Consider the following 223-nt stretch of genomic DNA (forward strand, 5'->3'; position numbering starts at 1 on the left):
TCATGCTGTCGGCGACGCTCGAGAACCGCGCGATCGAGTACGTGGACCACCTGCACGAGCATTTCGAGGACCCCTGCGTGATCCGCAATGGCTGTTACGTAGTGCCGTTGATGCCCGGTTTCAGTATCCGGATGCGTGACGCGTCGCTGGACCGGTACGAATACCCGAATGGCGCGGCCTGGCGCGCGGAGGATGCGCAATGACGCGCGCCTCCTGCGGCGGC

The 223-nt window shown here is 65.0% G+C and carries 1 protein-coding gene; it reads left to right on the plus strand.

Going from position 1 to position 223, the window contains the following annotated elements; all coding sequences use genetic code 11:
* Positions 1 to 203: hypothetical protein (locus ABD76_RS00010; RefSeq protein ID WP_197253168.1), on the plus strand; the 203-nt coding region annotated here is incomplete at its 5' end.
* Positions 204 to 223: the final 20 nt, after the last annotated feature.

It is taken from the genome of Paenibacillus dendritiformis, assembly GCF_015845845.1.
Taxonomy (GTDB): domain Bacteria; phylum Bacillota; class Bacilli; order Paenibacillales; family Paenibacillaceae; genus Paenibacillus_B; species Paenibacillus_B dendritiformis_C.